We start from the raw sequence: 23,224 nt of genomic DNA, 5'->3' as shown, positions 1-23,224 counted from the left end.
GTAACATTTATCAAAATTTTCTAAGGATTGCTATGTTACCTATTTTAATTACTTTTGCTTATTTAATTGGCTCAATTTCAACCGCTATTATTGTTTGCAAACTGCTCAATCTGCCCGACCCTAGAACACAAGGCTCTAACAATCCAGGTGCGACCAATGTGCTAAGAATAGGTGGAAAAAAAGCCGCCGTCATTACTTTGATTGGCGATGGGATAAAAGGCGCAGTTCCCGTATTGATTGCACAAGCCATGGGGGGTGATTTACTGACGATGACACTGGTTGCTTTGGCAGCATTCTTGGGTCATGTGTACCCCATTTTCTTTGGCTTTAAAGGGGGAAAGGGCGTATCAACCTTCATAGGTGTTTTACTTGCTACAAACTATTTAGTGGGTTTAAGTTTTATGATAATTTGGATTTTTATCGCCAAAGTGTTAAAAATATCTTCAATATCTGCACTAACTGCCACCCTACTAACCCCTATCATTTTTTACTTTTTAAGCAACAAGGATTTAAATGCCACCTATGTTATTACTCTAACTTGCGCTTGGATTTTCTTTACCCATAAAAGCAATATCCAGAGAATATTAACAGGTGATGAAGGGAGCATTAAGTCTTAATATTAATGCCTCTTTTTAACAAATAAAAAGCCAGCAAACCTAATAAAATAATCATAACCAACAAAACCAATATCGAATCAACAATATTGGTGGTAGAACTGCCCAAAAATCCCATCCTAAAGCCATCTACCATATAATAAATTGGGTTAAATTTACTGAGACTTTGCCAAAACTCTGGCAGAATTTCAACACTATAAAACAATCCACCCAAATAAATCATAGGCATCAATATAAAAGTTGGTACGATTGAAATATCATCAAACGACTGAGCAAAGACAGCATTAATAAACCCTGCCAAAGAGAACAATACAGCGGTCAAGAAAAAGATAACAAAGACAATAAAAGCACTATAAATCTGCAAATCCACAAAAAAAGAAACCGCAATAAAAACACCCGACCCGACCGCCAAACCACGAGCCACACCGCCAGAAATATAGCCCAATAAAATCACCCAATAAGAAACAGGGGAAACCAATAATTCCTCAATACTGTGATTAAATTTTGCCAGAAAAAATGACGCAACGGTATTGGCATAAGAATTCTGAATCACCGTCATTAATATAATACCTGGAATAATAAAATGAATATAATCCACCCCTTGCATATCGCCAATACGCTCCCCCATCAAACCACCAAAAATTAACAAATAAAGTGAAGTGGTAATAATAGGTGGAAAGATTGTTTGCACCCAAATACGAGAAAATCGCAAGATTTCCTTAATAACAATAGTTTTGTATTGAATCCACATAATTAGTTACCCGAAGTCAAATTTAAGAATAAAGTTTCTAAACGGTTTTGCGCATTCCTAACATGGTTAATATTAATATTATGTTCGCTAAGAATTTGCAATGCTCGGGTAATGCTTGTGCCAGATTCCAATACCACTTCCAATGAATAATCGTCTAATTTTGTCAGTAAAAATCCTAATTTAGTAGGAATTTCGGGTAATTTTTCACCACTTTCTAAAATCAAAGTTTGTTGCGAAACCCTAGCAAGTAATTGCTTCATACTGGTTTGTTCAATCACTTTTCCCTTGTCCACAATAGCAATATTGCGACACAAAGACTCCGCCTCTTCTAAATAATGCGTGGTAAGAATAATGGTCACCCCTTCTGCATTCAACTCTTTTAAAAAACCCCACATTGAACGACGAATTTCCACATCAACACCCGCACTAGGCTCATCTAAAATTAAAATTTTAGGTTTGTGAATAAGCGCCCTTGCCAACATTAAACGCCTTTTCATACCGCCAGACAAAGATTTAGCCATATCAAAACGCTTGTCCCAAAGTTCCATGCGTTTTAGCAAAACTTCAGCATACGCTTTAGCACAAGTTCGAGTAATACCATGATAACCCGCTTGATTCATTAAAATTTCCTCAATAGGCTCAAACGGATTAAAGTTAAATTCCTGTGGCATCAACCCAATCAAGCGCTTAATTTCATAAGCATTGTCAGCCTGATTCAAACCCAGCACATTAATATCACCCGTGGTTTTTTCCAACAATCCGCAAATAATACCAATAATCGTCGTTTTCCCCGCGCCATTACTGCCCAATAAGGCGAAAAAATCCCCTTCCTCCACTGATAAATCAATCCCTTTTAAGGCATGAAAATCATTGGCATAAATTTTAATAAGTGTTTTGATTGTAAGTGCTGTTGGCATAGATGCATATTATCCACTTTTTATGCGATAATTACCCACTTTAAATGCAATATAATTTTACATTACTATGTCTGAGATTAAAAACATACAATTACCTGATATTGGCGACTTTGACGAAGTTGAAGTTATTGAAATTTTAGTAAATATTGGCGATGAAATACAAATAGATGACAGTATTGTTACCTTAGAAAGCGACAAAGCCTCCATGGAAATCCCAACGCCTTTTACTGGCATTGTTACTGAAATAAAAGTAACACTGGGTGACAAAATCAAACAAGGTGACATTATTTTAAGCGTTAAAAGCGAAAATGACGACACCCAAAACACTGAGCAGAACACCGACCAAAACACCAAAATCCAACATTCTGAACCACAAATCGTCCCCGTTGTTGTACCAGACATTGGCGACTTTGACGAAGTTGAAATCATTGAAGTACTGGTTAATGCAGGCGATGAATTGTCCGCAGACGACAGTATCATCACCCTTGAAAGCGACAAAGCCTCCATGGAAATCCCAACGCCTCTTGCAGGTAAAGTCATTGATATCAGCGTCTCATTAGGCGATAAAATCAAACTGGGGGATTTAATCCTTAATATTGAAAGCACAAGCATTGACACCCCCAAAGAAGAAACACCCGCTCCCACTGTTCCCACCCCTGCACCAACCTCCACAACAGCACCCAAGGCAACCACAGCAACACCACAAACCTTAGACCAATCCATATCAACAACACCCAAAGGCGACTCTCATGCCTCACCCTCTATTCGAAAACTGGCGCGCGAATTGGGCGTTAATTTATCCAATGTTACTGGCACAGGCCAAAAAAACAGAGTAACAGACGCCGACCTTAAAGGTTATGTCAAACAAATTATCACCTCAGGTGGCACAGGTAGTGCATTACCCACAACCCCTGTGATTGATTTCTCCAAATTCGGTGATACTGAAACTGTCGCCTTATCAAGAATCAACAAGCTCTCAGGCAAACACCTAACCGCCTGCTGGCTCAATATCCCCCATGTAACACAATTTGACGAAGTTAATATTGACAAAATGGAAGCCTACCGTCAAGCACAAAAAGCCAACGGCATTAAACTCACCCCCTTAGTTTTCATCATGAAAGGCGTCATTGAAGCCTTAAAAAATCACCCACGACTTAATGCCTCATTAGACAAATCTAACGAAAACCTCATTCTTAAAAAATACTTCAATCTCGGCATTGCCATGGACACACCAAATGGCTTAGTCGTACCAGTAATTCGTGATGTTGAACAAAAATCCTTAGTTGAACTCGCCACAGAATTAGCACAAACCTCTGCCAAAGCACGCGACGGCAAACTCAGCCCTAAAGATATGCAAGGCGCAGGTTTTACCATCTCCAGCCTCGGTGGCATCGGTGGCACACAATTCACACCCATTGTCAATGCACCAGAAGTTGCCATTTTAGGCGTGTCCCGCTCCTTCAACAAACCCGTTTGGAACGGCAAAACATTCATGCCAGCATTAACCCTACCCTTAGCCCTGTCTTACGACCATCGAGTTATTGACGGCGCACAAGGGGGGCGCTTTATGGCGGAACTTAACAACATCTTAAGCGAGGCAAATTATGATTAAAACACAAGTTATTGTTATCGGCTCTGGTCCTGGTGGCTACACCGCCGCCTTTCGTGCAGCCGATTTAGGCAAAAAAGTCGTCCTGATTGAACGCTATGAAAGCCTCGGTGGCGTATGTCTAAATGTAGGCTGCATCCCCTCAAAAGCCCTATTACACACCGCTGAAATCATCAACGAAGCCGCAGAAGCACAACATCTTGGCGTAACTTTTCAAGCACCAAAAATTGACATCGACGGCGTACGACAAAATAAAGACAACATCGTCAACAAACTCACAGGTGGCATCAAAGCCCTAGCAAAAGCAAGGGGCGTGCAAGTCATCACTGGCTATGCTAAATTTATCTCCAATACGCAAATCAAAATTGACGACAGCAACGAAATCATCGAATTTGAACACGCCATTATTGCCGCAGGCTCTCGTGTTACCAAAATCCCCGCCTTCCCATTTGACGACCCCCGCGTTATGGATTCAACCGATGCACTAGATTTAGACAATGTACCAAAACGCCTACTTATTGTTGGCGGTGGTATTATTGGCTTAGAAATGGCAACCGTATATGCAGCACTAGGCAGTGAAATCACCGTCGTTGAACGCTCAGACCAACTCATCGCAGCAGCAGATAAAGATATCGTCAACCCCCTATTTAAACGCATTAAAAAACAATACGCCAACATCTTCCTCAGCACCGAAGTAACCAGCATGGACGCACAAAATGACGGCATCAAAGTAGGCTTCAAAGGCAAAAATGCCCCCGAATCCGACATGTTTGACAAAGTCCTCGTTTCAATCGGCCGCTCACCTAACGGCAAACTCATTGACTGCGAAAAAGCAGCAGTAAGCGTTGACGACTGGGGCTTTATCAAAGTTGACAAACAAATGAAAACCAACATCCCCAACATCTACGCCATCGGCGACATCGTCGGACAACCCATGCTCGCCCACAAAGCAGTCCACGAAGCCAAAGTCGCCGCCGAAGTCATCTGCGGACACAAATCAGGCTTCGACGCCCTCACCATCCCATCAGTCGCCTACACCGACCCAGAAGTCGCATGGACAGGAAAAACCGAAAAAGAACTCAAAGCCTCAGGCATCCAATACGAAGTCGGCAAATTCCCCTGGGCAGCCTCCGGCAGAAGCCTCAGCATCGGCAGATCTGAAGGCATATCAAAAGCCCTATTCGACAAACACACACACCGCCTATTAGGCATGGGCATCTGCGGCACCAACGCCGGCGAACTCATCGCCGAACCCACCCTCGCCATCGAAATGGGCTGCGATATGTCCGACATCGCCCTCACCATCCACGCCCACCCAACCCTCAGCGAAACCACCGCCTTCGCCGTCGAAATGGCAGAAGGCACCATCACCGACCTCCTTCCTCCTAAGAAGAGATAAAAACAACCAAACTGAAACCTTTACATAAATATAAACAGTCAAGAATCCAAAAACAAATGGAACAGAAAAATACAGGTGTAAACTAATGCAATATTATTCAAAAAGGTAATCCAATGATAAAAAATAAACACAAAAATTATGAAATATTAAATTTAATAGGATACGGCATATCTAAATTTAATGATGACTTCATAAAGCAGTTTAAACTTACAACTAAAAACAGTTTTTATCAATTTTGTGTAGATAATGGAGTTGCAGAAACAATAAGTACCGTTAAAAATAGAGTGGATTTATTTGATCCTTTTTTTCCAAATAATGGCAGAAAAGGTTGGTGGCAAAAAGGAGATGCTTATATTCACAGAAAAGAATTAATTGATCATTTGTTTGGCAATGAAAATGTTGAGGGGTATGCCAATATAGTCAAAATACATTTAAAAGATAATTTTAATATGAAAAATATTGCTCACCAAGAAAAACCCATTATTATAAGTAGATTTAAAAAACTACAAGAAACTGGATTAAAAGCAGAATTATTCTTTATGAATAGTTATAACTCAATTAACATCTTTAAAGGTGGCTCATTAGAAGATGCTAGGCTATATGGCGATGGCTACGACTTTCAAATTAGCACCAATAAACATTCATATTTAGCCGAAATCAAAGGAATTAAAGACCCCTGCATAGCACCCTAAAACCGACCATCAAAACCCAAAACCCTCAATTTTTGACTTTTCAAAGTCAAAAAATATATAAAACCCAGCTTTCATTAAAAAAATCATCAATATCAACTATAAATCGCTCATTTTTTACTCTTTTTTGTACTGTTTCCACAAAAAAAGACACAATAATCCCTAGGTTGTATTTAATCCCTTGTTAATATAAACATTCGCCGCTCTAACTAGATTATAAGCAATAGCTTTAAGATTAACTTCGCTGGCAACTTTCTCTAAACCAATATAACGACTTCTTGCCAAACCATAAGTGCGTTTGAGCGTACCAAAGGTGCGTTCAACCACAAACCTTCTTTTGCTGATTGCTTTATTGCGTAATTTATTCCAATGACTCATTTGCTTGCCTTTGGGTTTTTTGCGCATAATACCATCTCTTAACTTTTGTGCTTTAAGTGCTTCACTATTAGCTTGAGAGGCTGCTCCTTTGTCGTATAAAACTCTTACGCCTTTTTGATTGCCTGCCTGTTTAACATTTTCTTCAAAATGAGTCATTTCACTATCATTAGCAGGGTGCGTAGTGGCTTTGTTAATTAATCCATTGGCATCAGTTGTTACTACTGATGAATATCCATAAGTGTATTTTCCCGCCTTAAATGTCCATCTTGCATCTTTATCATCTGAATATTGAATTGGGTTACTATCAATCTCATAAACCTCACCAGTTTTGTGTGTTGTAATAATCTTCTTAGTGCGTCTAGCACTTTGAATTAAGGTTGCATCCATGGCAACATGTTTGCCATTAGAGAGTTTGAGTTGATTATTCTCAAGCATAAGATTGATGCTACTCAAAAGTCTATCAAATAGATTTTGTTTGATTAGTTTGGTTCTAAATCTGCCAATGGTTGTAGCATCAGGTTTGTTGCCACTTAGGCTAAAGTTGCAAAAGTTAATAAAGACTAAATCTCTACTAAGACTATCAGCCAACTTCTCATCAGAGAGATTGTGCCATGTGCCTATTAATAGCGCTTTAAACAGACTAACAGCAGAATAGTCAACTTTAATATGAGACAGATCTTTGGCTATAACTTCCCAATCGATAACTTTGTTAATGATGTCTAGTTGGGAGTTTGGTATGTTGATAAAACTATCAGCAAAGGTTTGTTCTTGAGTGGTTTTAACTCGCATTTTTTTGTAAGTATCTGATAATTATAGTATTTTATCATAAATGCTAATGTTTGCATAAGGTTTTGAGGGTTGATTTGTGATTTTTTGTTGGGTTTTTTAGTTTAATGCAGGGGTCTTAATTAGGGAGTCCAAAGGGAAGTTTAGATTGACAGAAAAAGAATACAAAAAAGCACAAGAATACGAGGAGGACTATATTATGAATATTGTAACAAACCTTGATCAAATTCCAAAAATTTGCACAATCAAAAATCCTATTAAAAATTTATCTTTTAATGAAAAAATTGCCCGGTCTCAATCCGTCAAAGAATATCATTTAATTGACGATATAGAGTGTTAAACTTTGAGGAAAAATTAAAAATATTTGTTGGGATATTAAATGCCAAAGAGGTTTCTTATGGTGATAGTTTTAATGATTCTATAATTACTTACGCTGAAAACTATGAATTTGTTTTTTTAAAAAAATTACGCTCAACAGAAGATATAGAAAAATGGATAAATATGTTAAAACATAGAATTATAATGCACGAAGAAGATTTAATAAATGACATTGTTGATGATTATATTGACTATACATTATCAGACAATTATGTAAACAATTTTTGTCAAGTAAAATAACATTACCAAGGCAATTTTATTGGATTGGTTGGAAAATTCTGATGAACATCCATTGATTCGCAGTTGTGTGTTTCATTATGAATTTGAATTTATTCATCCGTTTGTGGACGGTAATGGTAGAATGGGGCGGTTGTGGCAGACTTTGATTTTGAGTCAGTGGAAGCCTATTTTTAGTAATTTGCCCGTGGAGAGTTTGATTTATTTACATCAACAAGATTATTATTTGGCGTTACAAAAAAGTACGGCTAGAACAGATTGCTCACCTTTTATTGAGTTTATGTTGCAAATAATTTTAGAGGGTTGCACCCCCCAAGTAACCCCTCAAGTAACCCCCCAAGTAAAACAACTCATTTCCATTATAAATGGTGAGATGAATAAAGAAGAATTGATGTTGGCTCTGGGGTTAAAAGATGCGCGAAATTTTCGTCAAAAATATTTATTGCCTGCTATCTCGGCAAATTTAGTGACAATGACTCAGCCGAATAGTCCAAACAGTCCGACGCAAAAATACCGTTTAAAACATTAGCTTTATAGAGACCTTGTAATATGAAAACAATCCTCAAAATATTATTTTTATTATGTTTGCCCAGTTTGTTGTTAGCGGCGGATAAGCCTGATTTGTTTTTATTGAAAACTTATGATGAGACGAAATCTGTGGTGGGTTGGGTGATGAGTGAGAAATTAGATGGCATTCGGGGGTTTTGGGATGGGAAACAATTGCTAACTCGGGGTGGAAAAAAAATTATGGCACCTGATTGGTTTATTAAGAATTATCCACCATTTGCGATTGATGGGGAATTGTGGACGAGGCGAGCGGATTTTGAAGAGATTAGTAGTATTGTGAGGCGTAAAAGTCCTGATAAACGGTGGCATAAAATTACCCATCAGATTTTTGAAGTGCCAGAGCAACAAGGTGGATTGTTGGATAGGTTGGCGGTTTTGCGTGATTATTTAAAAACGCAGGTGGGCAGTCCGATTAAAATTATCAAACAATATCCAATTAATCGACAGCAACAAGTGAAACAATTTCTACAAGATATTGTGCGCCAAGGTGGCGAGGGTGTGGTGGTGAGAAACCCGAATACGGCGTATCAAACAGGGCGATTAAGTTCGGCGCTAAAGGTAAAGCAATACCTGGATACGGAGTGTGTAATAAAAAAGATTTTGCCGGGTAAAGGGAAATATATAGGAAAAATGGGGGCATTATTGTGCAAAACTAAAGGGGGGATGTTGGTAAAAATTGGCTCTGGATTTAAAGATATTCAGCGTGAGAATCCACCGCCTATTGGCACCACGATTACTTTTAAATATTTTGGCTTAACGAAAAAGGGCAAACCAAAATACCCTGTATTTTTGCGTATTAGATTAGTGCAGTAAGCCCCTGAAAGTATATTAAAATTACCCTTATCTTTTATAGAAGAAAATCAATATGACTGATATACAACAAGCAAGACAAAATGCCATTGATTCACAAATTCGCCCTTGGGGTGGCTTGAATTATATTGCCAATAATGCGCTAAAAAACACTCCCAGAGAGGCTTTTGTGCCTGAGGCATATAAAAATTTAGCATTTGCAGATATTGAGATTCCACTAAGTGATAAAGCCAAGATGTTTAGTCCTAAAATTGAGGGGCGATTGCTTGATGCGCTTAATATCCAACAAAATGAGACGGTTTTAGAAGTAGGCACAGGCAGTGGCTATTTAACGGCGGTGATTGCAAAACTTTGTAAATCCATTACCAGCATCGAAATTGACGAAGAACTGAGTGGCAATGCACAAGAAAAACTTAACATGTTGAATGTTGACAATGTTCAACTTGAAGTAGGTGATGCTTCTCAGGGGTGGCAATCTAATGATTTTTTTGATGTGGTAATTGTAAGTAGTGCAGTGCCAAAAATTACAAAGCATTATTTTCACTTACTGAATGTGGGTGGTCGTATTTTTATGGTGGAAGGCTCTGGCAATGCAATGAGCGCAAAACTCATTACCCGTATTAGTGAGAATGAATGGGAAACCAAAGCGCTGTTTGAGACGCACTTAAATACTATGCAAGGGCTGGAAACAGCGGCAAGTTTCAAATTTTAAATTATGAAGCGCTTATATGATTCTGTTTTGAATAAATCTGGCGTGAGTATTGCGCTATTACTTCTTGTCATTGGTTTTTTTATTGCGCAAATCCCTCATTTTCAACTGGATGCTTCATCGGATTCATTGGTTTTAGAGGGTGACAACAATCTGCATTACTACCAAAGTATTAAGAAAAATTATGGCTCTGATGATTATCTGGTCATTAGTTACCAAGTTAAAGACAATCTACTTGCCCCAGCACAAATCAACCATTTGGCGAATTTTAGACGAGATTTGCAAGCCATTGACCAAGTGAAATCGGTTACTACTATTTTAGATGTGCCTTTGTTTCAATCGCCGCCATTGTCACTCATTGACTTGGCTGCTAAAGATATTTCTATTGACAATGGTAATGCTGACCTTGTGCTTGCCAATGAAGAATTTAAATCATCACCATTGTATGCAGATAATTTGGTGAGCAAAGATGGTAAAACCAGTGCAATTCTTGTGGCATTAAAAGGCAATAAGACCTTTGAAAATCGTCGTCAAAAACGCAATACAATGCGAGTCAAAAAAGCAAATAATGAACTTTCTAAAGAAGCATTAGCCAAACTCAGTGCCATCGAAAAACAAGTGTTAAAAGACACAACAACACAAAACGCCCTACAAGACAAAACCATTGCGCAAATTCGCACAACGATTGACAAATACCGTGACAATGCCAGTCTATTTTTAGGTGGGCTGCCGATGATTACCACGGATATTATTGGCTACATTAGCAGTGATTTAATTATCTTTAGTTTGGCGGTAATCGGGTTAATGACACTGATTTTAGCGATTATTTTTAAGGGTATTCGTTGGGTGTTGATGCCTATTGGCATTAGCATCACAGGTGCGTTGATGATGACGGGTGTACTGGGATTTTTGGGCTGGAAAGTGACCATTATTTCAAGTAATTTCTTTTCACTGTTGCTGGTAATGACGCTATCGGTAATGATCCACTTGGTGGTGCGTTATCGAGAATTGGCACAAAATAACCCCGACTTGGCATACCGAACATTGATTCAAAATACATTAGAGCAAATGCTCAAGCCTTGTTTGTTCACCACGCTCACCACTATTGTTGCCTTTGGGTCATTGCTGATTAGCGGTATCAGGCCTGTGATTGACTTTGGCTGGATGATGTCAATTGGGGTGACTATTGCATTAATACTCTCATTTGTTGCTTTTCCAATGATAATGAGTTTTTTACCCAAACCAAAGATTCCACAATTTAAAACTGAATTGGGCTTTACTCATGGCTTGGCAAAGTTTACTGAAAAATTTGGCAATCATTTGCTGGTGGTTTTAATACTGTTTATCGGGGCTTCGGCAGTAGGCATCAATAAACTCAGCGTTGAAAATCGCTTTATTGACTATTTTAAAGAAAACACCGAAATCAACCAAGGCTTAACCCTTATTGATAAAAAACTCGGTGGCACCATTCCACTAGAAATTATATTTGATGGGCTGGCTGAAGATTACTGGTATGACGAAGATCTGCGTGCTGATATGCACAAAATTCACCAATATTTAAACGCTTTAGATGAAACTGGAAAAGTGCTTTCAATTGACACGCTAATGCAGATATTAACGCAAGCCAATGGCAATCAAGCGCCGAATGGTTTCCTTTTAAATGTCATTAAAACCCAGATTCCAGATAGCGCTAAAGCCTATGTATTAGACCCTTATTTATCAGAAGACAATGGTCAAATACGCATGGTCATTCGCATTCGTGAAACCAATAAAAACCTTAAACGCGCAGCACTGATTGAAAAAATTGAAACTTACATTAGCAAAGACATTGGTTTTCAAGAAGGCAGTTTTCACACCACGGGGATGCTGGTGCTATATAACAATATGTTGCAAAGTTTGTTTGCCTCGCAAATCAAAACCATTGTGGTGGTATTTGCAATGATTTTCTTGATGTTTTTGTTTATTTTTAAGTCCTTTAGTTTGTCAATTTTGGCACTTATTCCCAACATCTTGCCATCGATTTTTATTCTCGGCATTATGGGGTTAATGAATATTCCGCTAGATTTAATGACCATTACCATTTCGGCGATTGCAATTGGTATCGGTGTTGACAATGCGATTCATTATATCCATCGTTTTAAAGCTGAATTTGCCAAAGACCATGATTATTTGGCCACCATGTATCGCTCGCACAATTCCATTGGTTTGGCGATGTTTTATACTTCGATTACCGTTACCTTAGGCTTCTTAATTCTCGCTTTATCTAACTTTATTCCCAGTATCTATTTTGGTGTATTCACTGCCATTGCAATGATTAGTGCATTACTTGCTAACTTAACCTTGCTGCCAAAGTTGATTTTGATGGTGAAGCCGAAAATTTAACACAACAAAAAACAGGCAAAAATATCATTATGTACTAAAAAAAGGTTAAAATAATGCCCTGTACTATGGAGAAAGGAGAACAATATGTTTTTATTAGAAGGAACTGATGGATATTAATGCCATTCAAAACTTTTTTTATTCGGGAGCCAGCACATCAGTTGCTGGCTTTCTAATTATTGCTGTTTCTGTTGTTGCTATTTATTCACAAAGAAAAACCGCTAGACAAAAAGCATCATTAGAATTTTTAGACAAACTTTCTTCCAATAGACGATTAATTAAAAGTGCAAAATTCCTGCGTGATTACCATTTTGACAACAATAAAAGCGTTACTTTAATTGCAACCTCTGAAGAATATAAAAATTTACAAGACCAAATAGACCCCATTCTTAATTATTTTGAATCAATTTCAATCGGCGTTCGCATTGGCATTTACGATAGGTGCACTATGTATCTATCTAGAAAACAACAAATTATTCACACATTTGAATACTCAAAGCCTTATATTGAAAAAATTAGAGAACAATTAAAAAACCACTGTTTATTTGAAAATTTAGAATGGTTTTCTGCATGTATTTCCAAACCTTGGCATTATAGAATTTTTTGTAAAATTACACAATTTTTTAGATGTCATAAGAAAAAATAGATGTCCAGCAAGCATTATTTTGATGTTTTAATCATCGGCACAGGTAGTGCAGGATTAATGAACGCCCTACAACTATCCGATAAGTTGTCTGTCGCACTGATCGCCAAAGACAAACTTTTGGAGGGCAGTTCTTATTATGCACAAGGTGGTATTTCAGCGGTACTTGACACACAAGATAATTTCCAATCACACATTAATGACACGCTTTTAACAGGCAATCACTTGGGCGATGAAAAAGCAATTCGCTTTATGGTTGAACAAGCGCCCACTGCGATTCAATCTTTAGAAAAATCAGGCGTGTTATTTACTCAAGAAAAAGGACGCTATCATTTGACAACTGAGAGTGGGCATAGCAATAGGCGTGTTGCTCATGTGGCTGATAAAACAGGAAAATCCATCCAAACCAATTTACTAAATAGCGTCAAAAAGAAGAAAAATATTCACCTTTTTGAAGGGTTTATTGCCATTGATTTACTCATGAAAAACAAACGCTGCTACGGTGCTTATATTTTGAACAAATCCAGTAACGAAGTAGAAAGTTTTGTTGCACATAAAACCGTTATTGCCACAGGTGGTGCCTCTAAAGTCTATCTTTACACCTCCAATCCAGACACTTCAACTGGCGATGGTATCGCCATGGCATACCGAGCGCATTGTCATATTGTCAATATGGAATTTACCCAATTCCACCCAACTTGCCTATATCACCCACACGCAAAATCATTTTTAATCTCTGAGGTGCTGCGTGGCGAAGGCGCTAAACTCATTTTGCCAAATGGCGATACCTTTATGCACAAATACGATGAACGCCTTGAACTTGCGCCTAGAGATGTTGTTGCCAGAGCAATTGATTCAGAAATGAAAACGCATGGCTTTGATTGTGTTTATTTAGACCTCTCTTTTAAAGATAAAACTTGGATAAAATCACACTTTCCGACCATTGATAAAAGGTGCCTCTCTTTTGGCATTGACATTACCAAGCAACCTATTCCAGTTGTACCTGCTGCTCATTACACCTGTGGTGGTATTCAAACTGATATTAATGCATGCAGTAATATAGAGGGCTTATATGCAATTGGTGAAGCCGCACACACAGGCGTTCATGGTGCAAATCGTATGGCAAGTAATTCATTGCTAGAGTGCATTGTGTTTGCCAAAGCTTGTGCCAATCACATTAACCAACAAACTTTTGAGCAATCGTCTCTAAATTTTGACAACTGGGATGCCTCCAGAGCCTGCCCCTCTCAAGAAAAAGTAATGGTAACGCACTTATGGGACGAGGTTAGGCGCATTATGTGGAACTTTGTCGGTATTGTGCGAAGTAACAAACGCTTACATGCCGCACGAATGCGCCTAAGTCAAATTCAAAATGAAGTCAACGAATATTACCATCTTTACCTAATATCAAGCGATTTAATCGAACTCAGAAATCTGATTGCTACAGCGCAAATTATCGTTAAATCAGCAATTTCAAGAACAGAAAGCCGTGGCTTACATTACAATAAAGACTACCCACACACTTCTACTAACATTCAAAATACCGTTATAACATTATGATACTACCTATTTTAAAATTCCCAAACAAACGCCTACGAACCAAAGCTGCCAAAGTTGAGGCGGTGGATAATGACATTAAAAAAATGGTAAAAAATATGTTTGAAACTATGTATGCCTCAGATGGTATCGGTCTAGCAGCCACGCAAGTTGATCAGCACCTACAAATTGTCGTAATGGATGTACCAGATTCAGGTGAAGATTACCAATTTATATTAAAAAATCGCAATACCGACAACAGCAAACCCCTTACCGAAAAGCATCCATTGTGCTTTATCAATCCAACAATTACCAAAAAAGAAGGCCAAGAAACACACAACGAAGGATGCCTATCAGTCCCCGGTTATTATGCAGAAGTTGAGCGATTTAATCACATTGTGGTGGAAGCACTAGATGAAAACGGCAAAGTATTTACCCTGGAAGCCCGCAATTTACTTGCAGTTTGCATCCAGCATGAATTAGACCACCTAAAAGGTATCTTATTTATCGATTACTTATCCAAACTCAAACAAAAACGCCTACTAGATAAAATCAACAAAAGCCAATAATGCCAATCAAAATTGGCGCTTACACCCTCCCCTCTCAAGTGCTACTTGCCCCTATGGCAGGCACCAGCGACAAGCCCTTTAGAATGCTTTGCAAAGCACAAGGTGCCGCACTCACCACCTCTGAAATGGTGGTCATACAACAACATTTACTCAACACCAATAAATCCAAATATCGCTTAGACTTTAAAGGAGAATCAGCACCAATTAGCATTCAAATTGCCGGCTCAGAAGCGGACGAATTAGCCATTTCCGCACAAAAAGCAGTAGAATTCGGCGCCGATATTATTGACATTAACATGGGCTGCCCCGCCAAAAAAGTATGCAACAAAGCCGCAGGATCAGCCTTAATGCAAGACGAAATATTGGTAGCAACTATTTTAAAATCTGTGGTCAACAGTGTCAATGTCCCTGTTACTTTAAAAATGCGCACAGGCTGGAATCGTGCCAATAAAAATGCACCCACCATTGCCAAAATCGCCCAAGACGCTGGCATCCAAATGCTCAGCATACATGGCAGAACCAAAGAAGACAAATACAATGGCGAAGCAGAATACAACACCATTGCCGAAGTCGTCTCCCAAGTCAACATCCCTGTTATTGCCAACGGCGATATCAACAACGCCGAAAAAGCCAAACAAATATTAGACAACACAGGCGCAAGTGGCATTATGCTCGGCAGAGCCACACAAGGCAACCCATGGATTTTTGCCGAAATTAACCATTATCTAAATACAAACGAACACCCCAAAACCCTCTCATTTGCCCTCAAAAAACAAACCGCACTCAAACATATTCAACAAATCCACGAATTTTATGGCGAAGGACTTGGTGTACGCATTGCCAGAAAACACATTCTTTGGTATTTACAACATTTTGAAAATAAACCTCAAACCTGTTGGACAAAAATTAGTAAAATTGACACTTCTAAAGAACAATACCAACAATTTAAAAATTGCCTCAATGAGTCCAACTAATTTACCAGATTGCATTAACACCAAATTAAAACGCTACTTTAAGCAATTAAATGGCGAGCAAGCTTTTGGTGTGCATAAAATGGTCATGCAAGAGAGTGAATCCATCACTCTTAAATTTGTTTTGGATATGGTTGAACAAAATCAAAGCGAAGCCGCTAAAATTTTAGGTATGAATCGTGGTACTTTAAAGAAAAAAATTGAACTCTACAAACTTAAATAAATGATAAAACGCGCACTCATCAGTGTTTCTGACAAAACTGACATCCTTAAATTGGCTGAATTTTTAGCCAGTAAAAATATTGAAATCCTCTCTACCGGCGGCACAGCAAAATTACTGTCCGATAACAAAGTCCCCGTCATTGAAGTATCCGACTACACAGGTTTCCCTGAAATGATGGCAGGCCGAGTAAAAACCTTAAATCCAAAAATCCACGGCGGCATTCTCGCACGCCGTGGACTTGATGAAGGCGTAATGGCAGAAAACGACATTCACCCAATTGATTTAGTGATAGTCAACCTGTACCCCTTCCAAGCCACTATTGCCAACCCTGATTGCACACCAGAAGAGGCAATCGAAAATATCGATATTGGCGGTCCAGCAATGTTACGATCCAGTGCTAAAAACCACGCATCAGTAACCGTCATCGTTGACAATGCAGATTATCAAACGGTCATAGATGAAATTAACGAAAGTGGCAACACAACCCTAAAAACCCGCATCCAATTAGCCCTTAAAACCTTCGAACACACTGCCGCTTATGATGGCGCTATTGCCAACTATTTGGGCAAAGAAAAAGATGGTTTTTCCAATACCATGAACCTCCAATTTAACAAAGTTCAATCAATGCGTTACGGAGAAAACCCCCATCAAAATGCCGCATTTTATGTAGAAAGTAACAACACCGAAGCCTGTGTCGCCTCCTCAACACAATGCCAAGGCAAAGCCATGTCGTATAACAATATGGCAGATGCAGATGCAGCCTTAGAATGTGTGCGCAGTTTTGATGCACCATGTTGCGTGATTGTTAAGCACGCTAACCCCTGTGGCGTTGCCGTACGCAATGATATTTTTGCCGCTTATAATGACGCTTTCAAAACCGACCCAACTTCAGCATTTGGTGGCATCATTGCCTTTAACCGCAACTTAGACAAAAAAACCGCACAAAACATCATCGATCGCCAATTTGTTGAAGTCATCATCGCCCCCAGTGTTGATGATGATGCCAAAGCAATATTATCAAGCAAACAAAATGTGCGTGTTTTAGAATGCGGTGATTTAGGCATAGCACAACCCTCTTTGGACTACAAACGCGTTACGGGCGGACTGCTAGTACAAGACAAAGATTTAGGCATTATTGGCAAAAACGACATTCAATGCGTTAGCAATTTAGCCCCAACAGAAGCACAAATTAACGACTTACTCTTTGCCTGGAAAGTCGCCAAAACAGTCAAATCCAACGCCATTGTTTACGCCAAAAACCAAATGACCATTGGCGTAGGCGCAGGGCAAATGTCACGCGTTTATTCAGCCAAAATTGCAGGCATTAAAGCCACTGATGAAAACTTAGTGGTCGAAGGCTCAGTCATGGCATCAGATGCCTTCTTCCCCTTCAGAGACGGTATCGATGCCGCCGCCAAAGCCGGCATCAAGGCCATCATCCAACCGGGTGGCTCCATGCGTGATGCAGAGGTCATCGAAGCAACAAACGAACACGGCATCGCCATGGTATTTACCGGCATGCGTCACTTCAAACACTAACATGAGCATCGAAAAAATTAAAGCCTTCCCAGAAGTAAGCACCGTTATCATTAATGACGATGGTAGCGTCGAATCCGTTACTCAAGAATATTATGACATTGACAAAGTAAAAACACACATACAAGGATGTATCAAAACAGTCAGAAAATACGAGAAAATGGGATATTACAACTTAGCAAAACCCGAATTTGTCAACGAAGTTATCACCACTTTCACCAATCTGGAACTCAGTAAAAAAGAAGTTATCCGTGTCAACAATTTCATGGACATCCAAGGCGCCACCGAATGTAATCGAGTCTGGCAATTACCCGACGAAACCAAAGTACAAGTCTCACAAAAATTACACGGCTTCCAAATCACCTACGACACCGAAGATTGGGAATCGTTCAGTATTGAGCCACTTGAGCAGTAAGCAAGGTTTATTCATTTGTAACCAGGAAAATCGCTAGGAGATAGAATAACTGTTTCGCCATTTTCGTCTTGACCTGTTGCATATAGTTTGTCCCAATCGTTTGGGTTCCAGTATGTGGCTTGGTGATTGCCATCAGTGCAAAAAGAACTGTTGTTATCAAGAGCGTAATGAATGCCTAGGCATTTTTGGGTTTTTCTGTCCCAAAGGCGTACGGATCCATCATCGCCAGCACTGACAATAAAACGACTATCGGCACTAATAGCAACTGAGAAAACCATGCCACTGTGTCCTTGTAAAGGCGAACCAATAGGTTGTTGGGTTTTTCTGTCCCAAAGGCGTATGGTTTTATCATCTCTAGCACTGACAATAAAACGACTATCGGCACTAATAGCAACTGAGTTAATGCAGATACCATCTTTTTGTAAAGGCAAACTAATAGTCTGTTGGGTTTTTCTGTCACAAAAACATACAGTTCCACCCATATCAGCACTGAAAATAAAACGATTATCGGCACTAATAGCAGCTGGGTTATCATCATATCCTTGTAAAGGCGAGCTGATGGGCTGCTGGGTTTTTCTGTCCCAAAGGCATACAGCTCCACCCATATCAGCACTGACAATAAAACGACTATCGGCACTAATAGCAACTGAGTTAATATCATCATATCCTTGTAAAAGCGAGCCGATGAGCTGCTGGGTTTTTCTGTCCCAAAGGCATACGGTTTTGTCATCGCCAGCGCTGACAATAAAACGATTATCGGCACTAATGGCAACTGAAAGACCCGAACTACTATGCCCTTGTAAAGGTGATCCGATAGGCTGTTGGGTTTTTCTGTCCCAAAGGCGTACAGTTCCACCTATATCAGCACTGACAATAAAACGATTATCGGCACTAATGGCAACTGAAAAAACTCGATCATTGTGTTTTTGTAAAGGCGAGCCGATGAGCTGTCGGGTTTTTCTGTCCCAAAGGCGTACGGTTTTATCATCGCCAGCACTAACAATAAAACGATTATCGGTGCTAATGGCAACTGAGCGAATCAAGTCACTATGCCCTTGTAAGGGCGAGCCGATGGGCTGCTGGGTTTTTCTGTCCCAAAGGCGTACAGTTTTATCGCTAGTGCTGACAATAAAACGATTATCGGCACTAATGGCAACTGAGAGAATAAAGCCATTGTGCCCTTTCAAAGGTGAGCCAATAGGTTTTTGAGTTTTTCTGTCCCAAAGGCGTACAGATCCATCAAATCTAGCACTAGCAATAAAACGATTATCGGCACTAATGGCAACTGAGTAAACCGAGCCACCGTGCTCTTGTAAAAGCGAGCCGATAGGCTGTTGGGTTTTTCTATCCCAAAGGCGCACAGTTTTATCATCGCTAGCACTGGCGATAAAACGATTATCAGCGCTAATGGCAACTGAGTAAACCATACCACTGTGCCCTTGTAAAGGCGATCCAATAGGCTGCTGGGTTTTTCTATCCCAAAGGCGCACGGTTTTATCATAGCCAGCACTGACAATAAAGCGATTATCAGTACTAATGGCAACTGAGTAAACCGAGCCACTGTGTCCTTGTAAAGGCAATCCGATAGGCTGCTGGGTTTTTCTGTCCCAAAGGAGAACGGATCCATCGCCGCTAGCGCTGACAATAAAACGATTGTCGGTACTAATGGCAACTGAATGTACGAAGCCACTGCATCCTTGTAAAGGCGAACCAATAGGCTGTTGGGTTTTTCTATCCCAAAGGCGCACGGATCCATCACTGCTAGCACTAACAATAAAACGATTATCAATGCTAATAGCAACTGAGTTAACTATATCACTGTGCCCTTGTAAAGGTGAGCCGATAGGTTGCTGGGTTTTTCTGTCCCAAAGGAGCACGGTTTCATCATCGCCAGCACTGACAATAAAGCGATTATCAGCGCTAATGGCAACTGAGTGAACCCTGCCACTGTGTCCTTGTAAAGGTGAGCCGATAGATTGCTGGGTTTTTCTGTCCCAAAGGCATACGGATCCATCATCGCCAGCACTGACAATAAAGCGATTGTCGGTGCTAATGACAACTGAGTTGATTTGACTGTTGCCTTCTAAACTCATTGTCAATTTATCAGCCACTATACTGCGCTGTTTAGCGGGCTCATCTAATGAGTCTATAAAAAAACAAGAATCATCAACCTGACCCAACTTTGCCCCTGTTAAAACACATTGATGAAACTTTGCCCCTGTTAACTGGCATTGATCAATATCTTGATTAACAAAACAACTGTTTATTAAGTAACACGAATCAAATTTACAATAATCTAAACGGCTGTTGGTAAAAACGGCATTATTCAATAACACTGAAGTGAAGGTGGTATTTGACAAATCACTGTGTTCAAAATGGGCATTTTGCAAATCTAAAGGGGTTTTCTCACTGCCAATAAAAGCAAGATTGGGCAAGTCTAAATAACTAAAATCAACTTGTTTTGGAAATGGTATTGGAGCAGGTGAGGATTGCCCTTGTAGCAACAGTTTTGCCAAAAATGTCCGTAAAACTTTGCTTGCTTGCTTGTCTGTATTTGCATCGTAAGTTAAATAACGGCTTAAACTTTGTTGTAATTTTTCTTGCTTGCTGTTGCCGCTATCCGCATAAATCTGATGCACAAAATCTAACGATTCCGCTGAAATAGGCTTGTCAATTGGCAAATCTGCCAAACTGTTGTCTGTTTTTAACAGGGTTTCAAAAATATTTCGTGCTTGAAAATATTCAAAAAATGAAGTGTGGGAAAAACGATAATGACTGTCGTCTCTGACCAGAAGACTGGCATTGTGTAATTCAGTAAACAATAGATTTCTGTCTTCTTGGGTGTTGATAATTAAATCATTGACGGTGAGTAGATAGTCATCAAACCAATCGTATAAATCGTTAGTAGATAGACTTTTGCTTTGCTCTTGCCATAAATATAAAGCAAGTTTTTGTAACATCCTGTCTTTGCTTCGTGGCATAATTTTCAGATTTTTACCCTCGTCCCGATCTAAGGTTTTAGCAAACAACAAGTGGTAAATTGTTGCCACATTAATAATTTTTCCAGATTGGTATGCTTGGAGTAAAGTTGACAGTTGTTCAAAAATAAAGTTGAGCATTAAAGGTTTTTTAGCAATATCAGATAAATCGTGGGCATTGTTGATAAATTGTAAAGCAGATTTTAATTCCTGTTCTGGTAGTTTTTTGCGCAAAAATTCTTCAATTTGCTCTTTATCAAAAGGTGCTAAATAAAACACCTTGACCTTGGATTGTGGGCTATCTTGATTGAGTTTTGAGCGCCCTTGAGCGCTTAAAACACTTTGTTGTTGAAGGTTATCACGCCAAAAATGCGTGCGACAAGTAACAAGAATTTTAGTAATGATTACCTCTGCATCTTTATCTGATGGTTGCTGTTGCCAATGTTTTTCAGGAATGATGGACAACAATTTGCGATAAATTTCTGCTAATTTTGCCTCACCCAAACTGTTACCAATTTCATCCAATCCATCAAAAATTATCAGTGTATTGCGGTCTTTTAAATAGTCTATAACCTCTATACCTGTGATTTTTTGAGCACCTGTTACCGCAATCAATTTTTCCAATAAAGTCTCTACCGAAGTATCCACATTGTTTTGGTCAGCAAAAAAAGTAATCAAATTGCGTAAATCAAAATAAATAGGGGCAGGATTATTGGCATCTTGTGCGTGTTGCTTCCAAAGTTCTTGAGTCAGCATTTGACAGGTAGTGGTCTTGCCCGCACCAAAATCTCCCAATAAAGCCGTTACGATAGGCTTTTCTGGGTCATCAAATTTTGCCCATTGTATTAATTTTGGAATGACTTCAAATTTTTCATTGCTGTTGTTGCTTTCTGTGCCTTTATTTGTAACTTTATCGATATGGCAATATTGATCGTTATATTTAAGGCGCTCTTTAATTGTGTTTTTTGATGGTTCTGGTGGGGTTTGCTTGTCAAGTGAACAACAAATTTCATCTCGAATATTATCAAAGAAGTCAGTTATATCGTTACAGTTATCCGACTTTAAAAGAGATGGTAAAGTTTTATACTTGCCGTAAAGTTTCGGCAAAATAGGATGCTTTTTATATTTTTTATCAATGTTACGGTTTAATGCGATTTGTATAACCAATTTATCCGCTAAAATTTCGCCATTTTTATCATAAAACTTACTGGCCTCTAGTTGACAGTCTTTACTACAAAACCATTTATCGGAAAACAACATAATGCCAAATTCTGCCTCCTGTGCTTTACACACGAATTGCCTTTTAAGATTGTTATTTGGTGCCGCAACTGCTTTTATATTTTCAAAATCAATCCATAATTTAAATTGATACTTATCTCGCCAAGATTCTGGCAAATTCTCTAATTTATTTTTTAATTTTTGATGAAATTCCCTGGTAACTTCATCTAATATTGGATCATTTTCCCATGCATGACTAATAAATATTGACACAGTCCTTTTGCCAGAAATCACTTGTGGCGGAATATTGCTTTCACTAGGTATGATAGATTTTGATGGTCTTTCAATGTTTCTAGAAACTTGGGTATCGATAAAATCCCCTAAATCAATTTCTAAAACCGCACCTCTACTTTTAATAGAAGCGGGAGTTTGTGTATTGGCAACTTCTTTAAATGCCTCGTTAATCTTCTGTAAATTCTTCCTAAAATTAGTATCAGTGATTTCCAAGCCACGCTCTTCTTTCAGCAGTTGATTCACTTCTATTTTTTCAGGACGAAGACTGCCTTTGTGTTTTGCTATTTTTACGATAGCAGATAATATATTACCGGGGGTGGCTGCTATTTTTCCCAATACCATTGCTAGCAATTCATCAAGTGCATCGTTATTTTTTGTTGTTTTTATAGTCATAATCAATCTTATTTTACAAAATAAAACAACATTCTATCACAAAGTATCACAAAATGTTCACAATTCAAAAAACGAATTAGAAAACGATTACTATTGTTAAACTAGAAAAACACCAACAAATTAAAGCCCAAAACAAAATCCAAGCCCTGAAGGCTTTGCCTTCTAAGTTTGTCATTTTGAATTTTTTTCAGTGCTAGACTCACGACCAATTACTACTAATACAGA

At 38.9% G+C, this 23,224-nt stretch carries 19 protein-coding genes and 2 pseudogenes; 17 read left to right on the top strand and 4 right to left on the bottom strand.

Features of this window, described 5'->3' with window-relative positions; genetic code table 11:
- Positions 1–32: 32 nt before the first annotated feature.
- On the top strand, positions 33–617 hold the full coding sequence (gene plsY / locus MS2017_RS01270; protein WP_122951004.1) for a glycerol-3-phosphate 1-O-acyltransferase PlsY: 585 nt from the start codon (positions 33–35) through the stop codon (positions 615–617).
- Here the strand turns inward: plsY and MS2017_RS01265 are convergent.
- Positions 607–1,365 (bottom strand): ABC transporter permease, encoded by a 759-nt coding sequence (locus tag MS2017_RS01265; RefSeq protein ID WP_071563631.1) that lies wholly within the window; start codon positions 1,363–1,365, stop codon positions 607–609. The genes plsY and MS2017_RS01265 overlap by 11 nt on opposite strands.
- 2 nt (positions 1,366–1,367) lie before the next feature.
- Positions 1,368–2,282 carry an ABC transporter ATP-binding protein gene (locus MS2017_RS01260; RefSeq protein ID WP_071563632.1) on the bottom strand — a complete coding sequence of 305 codons (915 nt, stop codon included), beginning with the start codon at positions 2,280–2,282 and terminating at the stop codon, positions 1,368–1,370.
- Positions 2,283–2,349: 67 nt separating this feature from the next.
- On the opposite strand from MS2017_RS01260, the gene MS2017_RS01255 reads away from it, so the two are divergent.
- From MS2017_RS01255 to MS2017_RS01245, 3 genes and pseudogenes are all read left to right on the top strand, one after another.
- Complete coding sequence (locus tag MS2017_RS01255) at positions 2,350–3,894, top strand: dihydrolipoyllysine-residue acetyltransferase (protein ID WP_122951003.1); 1,545 nt, start codon at positions 2,350–2,352, stop codon at positions 3,892–3,894.
- A complete protein-coding gene (gene lpdA / locus MS2017_RS01250; protein ID WP_122951002.1) occupies positions 3,887–5,290 on the top strand; it encodes a dihydrolipoyl dehydrogenase in 1,404 nt (467 codons plus the stop codon). Before MS2017_RS01255 ends, lpdA begins: the two co-directional genes overlap by 8 nt.
- A 113-nt stretch (positions 5,291–5,403) precedes the next feature.
- Positions 5,404–5,964 (top strand): annotated as a pseudogene (locus MS2017_RS01245) (protein NO VEIN domain-containing protein); the annotation flags it as partial.
- A gap of 177 nt (positions 5,965–6,141) precedes the next feature.
- Here MS2017_RS01245 and MS2017_RS01240 read toward each other — a convergent pair.
- Positions 6,142–7,146: an IS5 family transposase gene (locus MS2017_RS01240; protein ID WP_122950936.1), complete on the bottom strand. Its 1,005-nt coding sequence runs from the start codon at positions 7,144–7,146 to the stop codon at positions 6,142–6,144.
- Between the two features lie 118 nt (positions 7,147–7,264).
- On the opposite strand from MS2017_RS01240, the gene MS2017_RS01235 reads away from it, so the two are divergent.
- The 13 genes and pseudogenes from MS2017_RS01235 to MS2017_RS01175 all read left to right on the top strand — a co-directional run bounded on the left by MS2017_RS01235 (position 7,265) and on the right by MS2017_RS01175 (position 18,116).
- Positions 7,265–7,483, top strand: a complete 219-nt coding sequence (locus MS2017_RS01235) for a protein NO VEIN domain-containing protein (RefSeq protein ID WP_122951001.1) — start codon at positions 7,265–7,267, stop codon at positions 7,481–7,483.
- The gene (locus MS2017_RS01230) at positions 7,477–7,761 is read left to right on the top strand and encodes a hypothetical protein (protein ID WP_122951000.1); all 285 of its coding nucleotides are present in this window, start codon (positions 7,477–7,479) and stop codon (positions 7,759–7,761) included. The genes MS2017_RS01235 and MS2017_RS01230 overlap by 7 nt, the downstream gene beginning before the upstream one ends.
- Positions 7,762–7,777: 16 nt before the next feature.
- Positions 7,778–8,287: pseudogene (locus MS2017_RS01225) on the top strand (Fic family protein); the annotation flags it as partial.
- Positions 8,288–8,307: 20 nt separating this feature from the next.
- Positions 8,308–9,138 (top strand): DNA ligase, encoded by an 831-nt coding sequence (locus MS2017_RS01220; RefSeq protein WP_122950998.1) that lies wholly within the window; start codon positions 8,308–8,310, stop codon positions 9,136–9,138.
- A gap of 52 nt (positions 9,139–9,190) precedes the next feature.
- A complete protein-coding gene (locus MS2017_RS01215) occupies positions 9,191–9,847 on the top strand; it encodes a protein-L-isoaspartate O-methyltransferase family protein (protein ID WP_071563637.1) in 657 nt (218 codons plus the stop codon).
- A gap of 3 nt (positions 9,848–9,850) precedes the next feature.
- A complete protein-coding gene (locus MS2017_RS01210; protein ID WP_180334742.1) occupies positions 9,851–12,226 on the top strand; it encodes an efflux RND transporter permease subunit in 2,376 nt (791 codons plus the stop codon).
- A gap of 106 nt (positions 12,227–12,332) precedes the next feature.
- Entirely contained in the window at positions 12,333–12,869 is a 537-nt protein-coding gene (locus tag MS2017_RS01205) for a DUF4760 domain-containing protein (RefSeq protein WP_122950996.1), read from the top strand.
- Positions 12,870–14,426 carry an L-aspartate oxidase gene (nadB, locus tag MS2017_RS01200; RefSeq protein ID WP_071563640.1) on the top strand — a complete coding sequence of 519 codons (1,557 nt, stop codon included), beginning with the start codon at positions 12,870–12,872 and terminating at the stop codon, positions 14,424–14,426.
- Positions 14,423–14,971 carry a peptide deformylase gene (gene def / locus MS2017_RS01195; RefSeq protein WP_198934552.1) on the top strand — a complete coding sequence of 183 codons (549 nt, stop codon included), beginning with the start codon at positions 14,423–14,425 and terminating at the stop codon, positions 14,969–14,971. The genes nadB and def overlap by 4 nt, the downstream gene beginning before the upstream one ends.
- Complete coding sequence (gene dusB / locus MS2017_RS01190; protein WP_122950995.1) at positions 14,971–15,945, top strand: tRNA dihydrouridine synthase DusB; 975 nt, start codon at positions 14,971–14,973, stop codon at positions 15,943–15,945. Before def ends, dusB begins: the two co-directional genes overlap by 1 nt.
- Positions 15,932–16,165 (top strand): helix-turn-helix domain-containing protein, encoded by a 234-nt coding sequence (locus MS2017_RS01185; RefSeq protein WP_071563643.1) that lies wholly within the window; start codon positions 15,932–15,934, stop codon positions 16,163–16,165. Before dusB ends, MS2017_RS01185 begins: the two co-directional genes overlap by 14 nt.
- Positions 16,166–17,704 (top strand): bifunctional phosphoribosylaminoimidazolecarboxamide formyltransferase/IMP cyclohydrolase, encoded by a 1,539-nt coding sequence (gene purH, locus MS2017_RS01180; RefSeq protein WP_122950994.1) that lies wholly within the window; start codon positions 16,166–16,168, stop codon positions 17,702–17,704.
- Between the two features lies 1 nt (position 17,705).
- Positions 17,706–18,116 carry a hypothetical protein gene (locus tag MS2017_RS01175; protein WP_122950993.1) on the top strand — a complete coding sequence of 137 codons (411 nt, stop codon included), beginning with the start codon at positions 17,706–17,708 and terminating at the stop codon, positions 18,114–18,116.
- 11 nt (positions 18,117–18,127) lie between these two features.
- On the opposite strand, the gene MS2017_RS01170 is transcribed toward MS2017_RS01175, so the two are convergent.
- Positions 18,128–22,999, bottom strand: coding sequence for an NACHT domain-containing protein (locus tag MS2017_RS01170; RefSeq protein ID WP_122950992.1), 4,872 nt, complete (start codon positions 22,997–22,999; stop codon positions 18,128–18,130).
- Between the last annotated feature and the right edge of the window lie 225 nt (positions 23,000–23,224).

Origin of the sequence: Bathymodiolus thermophilus thioautotrophic gill symbiont (assembly GCF_003711265.1) — a bacterium.
Classification (GTDB): domain Bacteria; phylum Pseudomonadota; class Gammaproteobacteria; order PS1; family Pseudothioglobaceae; genus Thiodubiliella.
Note: the sequence above shows the minus strand (reverse complement) of the source record. Positions and strands in the feature narration are given on the sequence as shown.